Annotated in this window: 4 protein-coding genes; all 4 read right to left on the bottom strand. The window is 41.5% G+C overall.

The window, feature by feature from the left end:
- Positions 1-216 precede the first annotated feature (216 nt).
- Positions 217-2,397: a DNA helicase RecQ gene (gene recQ / locus BHV72_RS06680; RefSeq protein WP_005679124.1), complete on the bottom strand. Its 2,181-nt coding sequence runs from the start codon at positions 2,395-2,397 to the stop codon at positions 217-219.
- Positions 2,398-2,566: 169 nt separating this feature from the next.
- Positions 2,567-3,811, bottom strand: a complete 1,245-nt coding sequence (clpX, locus tag BHV72_RS06675) for an ATP-dependent Clp protease ATP-binding subunit ClpX (RefSeq protein ID WP_005679123.1) — start codon at positions 3,809-3,811, stop codon at positions 2,567-2,569.
- A 2-nt stretch (positions 3,812-3,813) separates the two neighbouring features.
- Entirely contained in the window at positions 3,814-4,476 is a 663-nt protein-coding gene (clpP, locus tag BHV72_RS06670) for an ATP-dependent Clp endopeptidase proteolytic subunit ClpP (protein WP_005679121.1), read from the bottom strand.
- A gap of 142 nt (positions 4,477-4,618) precedes the next feature.
- Positions 4,619-5,974, bottom strand: coding sequence for a trigger factor (gene tig / locus BHV72_RS06665; RefSeq protein ID WP_005679119.1), 1,356 nt, complete (start codon positions 5,972-5,974; stop codon positions 4,619-4,621).
- Between the last annotated feature and the right edge of the window lie 37 nt (positions 5,975-6,011).

The following is a 6,011-nucleotide window of genomic DNA, read 5'->3' as shown; positions in this document are numbered from 1 at the left end:
TAAATATGAATTGTCACATCTAAATGCAGACTAAAATTCTAATCTCAAAATTATGCCTTATACATAATTAATCCTATCTTTGTGTCGTTCAAACAAGGCTAGATAAGTACAAATTTGAGGAACTAACTTTGTAAGTTACTGACAAACAGAACCCAATCTAAACATACGGTTTTTATTCAAAACCGCATACCTGCACGCCTATTTTTTTCGCTTTTTTTAGTTTGCCATTTCAGAGATGAACTTAATACGTACCAAACGAACTTCTTCTTCAGTGAAGTCATCCCCCAGTTCATCAAGTGCATCATCAATCTTGTCTGTCGTAGACTCCTTAAAATAATCGTAGATGTCAAGCAAATGATCTTCATCCATGATCTCTTCCAAGAAGTAATCAATATTCAGTTTGGTTCCGGAATAGACAATTGCTTCTACTTCATCCAACAGTTCTCCAAATTCAATACCTTTGGATAGAGCAATATCATCTAAGGCTACCTTACGGTCAATAGCCTGAATGATAGACACTTTCATTTTCGACTTATTAGCAACCGTACGTACACGCAAGTCTTCGGGACGTTCTATTTCATTCTCTTCACAGTGACGTTTAATCAGTTTACAGAATTCTTCACCGTAGCGTTTCGCCTTTCCGGCACCTACACCGGGAATATTCTGTAGCTCTTCCAGTGTTACCGGGTAGATAGTAGCCATTGCTTCCAAAGACGGGTCCTGGAAAATTACATAAGGAGGAACTTCCAGTTTCTTAGAGAGCTTCTTCCTCAAGTCTTTCAACATTGAATAAAGAGCAGGGTCTACTGCACAAGAGCCACCGCCGCGTGCCGGTACTTCCTCCTCCACTTCTTCAAAGTCATTATCCTCCGTTATCTTGAATGATTTAGGTTTCTTCAAGAACTTGTGTCCTTCTTCCGTCACTTTCAAAAGACCGTAATGTTCTACATCTTTGCTCAAATAGCCTGCTATCAGAGCCTGACGGATTACTGCATTCCATGTTTTGTCTTCTTCGCCCATACCTGAGCCAAATACTTCGAGGTCCTCATGCAAATGAGCCTGTACCTCCGAAGTCTCTCTACCTTGTAATATGTCAATGATATAATCTGCCTTAAAGTTTTCTTTCACCGCGATAATCGCTTCAATCACGGCACACAATAATTCTTGAGCCTCCACTTGTTTTTTAGGGTTTAAACAGTTGTCACAATTTCCACAATTTTCTTCCGTGTACTCTTCACCGAAATAATGTAGTAATGTCTTACGTCGGCATACGGAAGATTCGGCATAAGCAGCGGTTTCCAGCAGAAGCTGCTTGCCAATTTCCTGTTCTGCCACAGGTTTCCCTTGCATGAACTTTTCCAGTTTCTGCAAGTCTTTGTTTGTATAAAAGGTTATGCACTGACCTTCACCGCCATCTCTACCGGCGCGCCCCGTTTCCTGGTAATATCCTTCCAAGCTTTTCGGGATATCGTAGTGAATCACAAACCGCACATCCGGTTTATCAATCCCCATACCGAAAGCGATCGTAGCCACAATGACTTCCACTTTTTCCATCAGGAAATCATCCTGATTCTTCGTCCTCGTCAATGAGTCCATACCCGCATGGTAAGGACGCGCGTTGATACCGTTTGCCTGAAGAATTTCAGCAAGTTCTTCTACTCTCTTCCGACTAAGGCAGTAAACGATACCCGATTTTTCCGGATTATTCTTGATAAACTTGATAATATCACGATCAATATTAGCAGTTTTCGCGCGTACCTCATAATACAGGTTCGGACGGTTGAACGATGACTTGAAAACCTGTGCATCCACCATTCCCAGATTCTTCTGGATATCGTGCTGCACCTTTGGCGTTGCCGTTGCAGTAAGTGCTATCAACGGAGCCTTTCCGATCTCGTTGATGATAGGACGAATCCGCCGATATTCCGGCCGGAAGTCATGCCCCCATTCGGAAATACAGTGAGCCTCGTCTACCGCGTAAAACGAAATTTTCACCGAGCGCAAAAAATCTACGTTCTCTTCCTTTGTCAAAGACTCCGGAGCCACATATAACAATTTTGTCTTTCCGGCAAGGATGTCAGACTTCACTTGGTCTATCGCGCCTTTGTTTAATGAAGAATTAATAAAATGGGCGATACCATCTTCTTCACTAAAATTACGCATTGCATCCACTTGGTTCTTCATCAACGCAATAAGCGGAGAAATTACAATTGCCGTTCCTTCCATCAAGAGCGAAGGTAACTGATAGCATAAGGATTTCCCGCCACCGGTAGGCATCAGTACAAAGGTGTCTCTACCATCAAGCAAGTTCTGAATGATTGCTTCCTGGTTTCCCTTGAATTTATTAAATCCGAAACACTTCTTCAGTTCATTTATTAAATTAATCTTCCCTGCCATCTTAACTTAGGTTGTTTTATTCAGTTCATGGTTTAACTTTAAGCAAAGCACTCTTTTTCAAGAGAACCAAACAAAGTTATAAACAACTTCGTAATTACCAAGCAAAATACGACTAATATTTTCAAGAAAAAACAGAAGCCTTCATTTACAATCGCCTTACTTTTTGATTTTAAGCGGTTTGCAGCCTTGCCATGTTTGCTTTTTCCAGTTGCTGCTTCGCGTAATCCAGCGTCACTTCATACTCTTTTTTGCTTCCCGAAGGGATTTCAAACATGACATCCATCATAATCGTTTCCACAATGGAACGCAATCCACGAGCACCAAGCTTATATTCAACCGCCTTATCGACAATATATTCAAAGACAGAATCTTCAAATGTCAACTTGATACCATCCATTTCAAGCAGTTTAACATACTGTTTGATGATAGAGTTTTTGGGTTCGGTAAGGATAGCACGAAGCGCATCACGGTCCAGAGGATTGAGGTAAGTCAATACTGGCAGACGACCGATTATTTCGGGAATCAGTCCGAATGACTTCAAATCCTGGGGAGCAATATACTGCATCATGTTATTCTTATCAATCCTCGCTGTTGTCTGCGAAGCTGTATAGCCTACAACATGCGTATTCAGTCGTTGTGCGATTTTCTTTTCAATACCATCGAAAGCACCGCCACAAATAAAGAGGATATTCTTGGTATTTACCGGAATCATCTTTTGGTCGGGGTGCTTACGGCCTCCCTGTGGGGGCACATTCACCACGGAACCTTCGAGCAGTTTCAGTAATCCCTGTTGTACACCTTCACCGCTCACGTCACGAGTGATAGAAGGATTATCTCCTTTGCGGGCGATCTTGTCGATCTCATCAATAAATACAATTCCCTGTTCAGCTTCCGGTACATTATAATCAGCCACCTGAAGCAGACGGGTTAGAATACTTTCAATATCCTCTCCCACATAACCGGCTTCCGTCAGTACCGTAGCATCCACAATTGTAAACGGAACATGGAGCAACTTGGCAATCGTACGAGCCAGCAATGTTTTTCCGGTTCCGGTGCTACCCACCATAATGATGTTCGATTTTTCAATTTCCACATCATCTCCACTATCCTTTTGGAGCAAACGTTTATAATGGTTATAGACCGATACGGAAAGAAAACGCTTGGCGTCATCCTGTCCTATTACATACTGGTCAAGGAATTTCTTGATTTCTACCGGTTTGGGTAGTTCATTTAAATTAAGTTTGGTAGCTCCGGCGCTTTTCTTGACTTCGCCCAACGCTTCCTGAGTAATCTCATAAGCTTGGGTGGCACAACTGTCGCAGATATAACCGTTTACTCCCGTAATCAGGAATCCAACTTCATTCTCCGACCGACCGCAGAAGCTACACTTTTTCTTTGCTTTTGAATCAGCCATTTTTATTTCTTAATCAATACTTCATCAATCATGCCGTACTCTTTCGCTTCCTGTGCTGTCATCCAGTAGTCACGGTCAGAGTCCGCCCATACCTTATCAAAATCAGTATGCGAATGATCGGCGATAATCGTATAAAGTTCTTTCTTCAATTTTTGAATTTCACGGGCAGTAATTTCAATATCCGAGGCCTGTCCCTGTGCGCCTCCCATCGGCTGGTGAATCATGACACGCGAGTGAGGCAGTGCAGAACGCTTGCCTTCTTTACCGGCAACCAGCAATACAGCTGCCATAGAAGCCGCCATACCTGTACAAATCGTAGCCACATCACTCGAGATAAACTGCATCGTATCGTAAATGCCCAGTCCGGCGTACACACTTCCGCCCGGAGAGTTGATATAAATAGAAATATCCTTGCCCGGATCAACAGAGTCCAAATACAGCAACTGTGCCTGAAGCGTATTAGCAGTATAATCGTCCACCTGTGTACCGAGGAAAATAATGCGGTCCATCATCAAGCGGGAGAATACGTCAAGCTGAGTTACATTCAACTGTCTTTCTTCCAGAATATAAGGATTCAAATACCCGGCTTGCGATTTAATCACATCGTCCAAAACCATGCCATTCATTCCTAAATGCTTGGTTGCGTATTTTCTAAAATCATCCATGTTATTGTTCCTTTCTTATTAATTAAAAATAAACGTAAGTACAAAGAAACGAAAAAGAATACAGAGACACAAAAAAACACAGAGTTATAATTTTATAAAAACTCTGTGTTTCTGTGACTTTATATTCTGTTCAGCCGAACGTTTATTCAAACATCTTATTGAATTCCTCGATAGAAACGTTCTTGTTCTCCAAAGTAACCTGTGCCTTCAAGGCAGCAGCCAACTTCACTTCTACAACACGACTCACCAGATTGTTGATAGTTTCTTTCTTCTTCAACATTTCCTGTGCATAGTTGTCAAGTACATCATCAGGAATAGAAAGCATACCATATTGAGCAAACTGTGCCTTTGTTGTATCTCTTGCCATTTTCAGCACATCTTCCTGTTCTACCTTGATATTGTTTGCTTCTACCAGCTGTTCTTTAATCAGGTGCCAAGTCAGTTCTTCAATACTCTTATCATAGTTTTCAGCAACATATTCTTCGCCCTTTTCTTCGTTGTTCAGCAACATAATACGTTTCAGCAGTGCATCCGGGAATTCCAGTTTACCTACTTTATCCATCAATACCTTGCGAACATCAATCAAGAACTTATAATCGCTGTCTGCAACAAATCTTGCAGCAATTTCTTCTTTGATCTTAGCGCGGAATTCTTCTTCAGTCTTCACAACGCCCTCACCGAATGCCTGATCGAACACTTCCTGAGTCAGTTCGCCCGGAACAAAACGAGTGATTTCTTCTACCTGAAAGCTAAAGTTAGACTTAACATCCTTAGCGATTTCCTTGTCGATTTTCAATAAAGAACCCAACTCAGCAGCGTGACCGTCATAAGCCACATTCGGGTTGAACACCAGCACATCGTTTACCTTCGCATTAGCAAAGATAGCTTTCTGGTCGTCATTCTTCATATAAGAAGGCATCAAAACAGCACCTTCTACCTGAATACCGCCTTCTTTCGTGTTACCTTCTTCGTCCAACTGAGCCAACAGGCCTTTCAGCATATCATTATCTTCGTAAGCATCTACTTTATCGTATTTGCCGGTGCGTTGAGTATACATCTTCACCTGATTGTCGATCATCTCGTCAGATACCTCAATCGTATAATAATCGACTTTATCTTTAGTGCTTACTTCCGCTTTAAATTCGGGTGCCAAAGCAATATCGAACACGAAATCAAATTCATCCATTGTATCGAAGTCGATATTCTGCTGTTTTTCTTCGTTAGGCAACGGTTCGCCCAACATATTCACCTTATTTTCTTTAATATAATTGTAAACAGCTTCTTGCAGCGTCTTATTCACTACCTCTGCAATCACCGACTTACCATACATCTTTTTAATAAGACTTGTAGGAACCATACCTTTACGGAATCCCGGGATCTGTGCCTTCTGACGGAGTGATTTCAACTCTTTGTCTACTTTCTCCTGATAATCGGCTTTCTCAAGCTTTACAGTAAGCTCTGCGCTTACTTTGTCAATGTTTTGTAATGAAACGTTCATTCTGACAATTATTTATTTGATTTATACTTTGTTCTAT

It is taken from the genome of Bacteroides sp. 43_46 (assembly GCF_001915455.1).
GTDB classification, from domain to species: Bacteria; Bacteroidota; Bacteroidia; order Bacteroidales; family Bacteroidaceae; genus Bacteroides; species Bacteroides caccae.
Note: the sequence above shows the minus strand (reverse complement) of the source record. Positions and strands in the feature narration are given on the sequence as shown.

Excerpts from the sequence above, each read along its gene's own strand:
- tig (WP_005679119.1), bottom strand. The coding sequence starts at position 5,974 with ATGAACGTTTCATTACAAAACATTGACAAAGTAAGCGCAGAGCTTACT.
- recQ (WP_005679124.1), bottom strand. The coding sequence starts at position 2,397 with ATGGCAGGGAAGATTAATTTAATAAATGAACTGAAGAAGTGTTTCGGA.
- clpX (WP_005679123.1), bottom strand. The coding sequence starts at position 3,811 with ATGGCTGATTCAAAAGCAAAGAAAAAGTGTAGCTTCTGCGGTCGGTCG.
- clpP (WP_005679121.1), bottom strand. The coding sequence starts at position 4,476 with ATGGATGATTTTAGAAAATACGCAACCAAGCATTTAGGAATGAATGGC.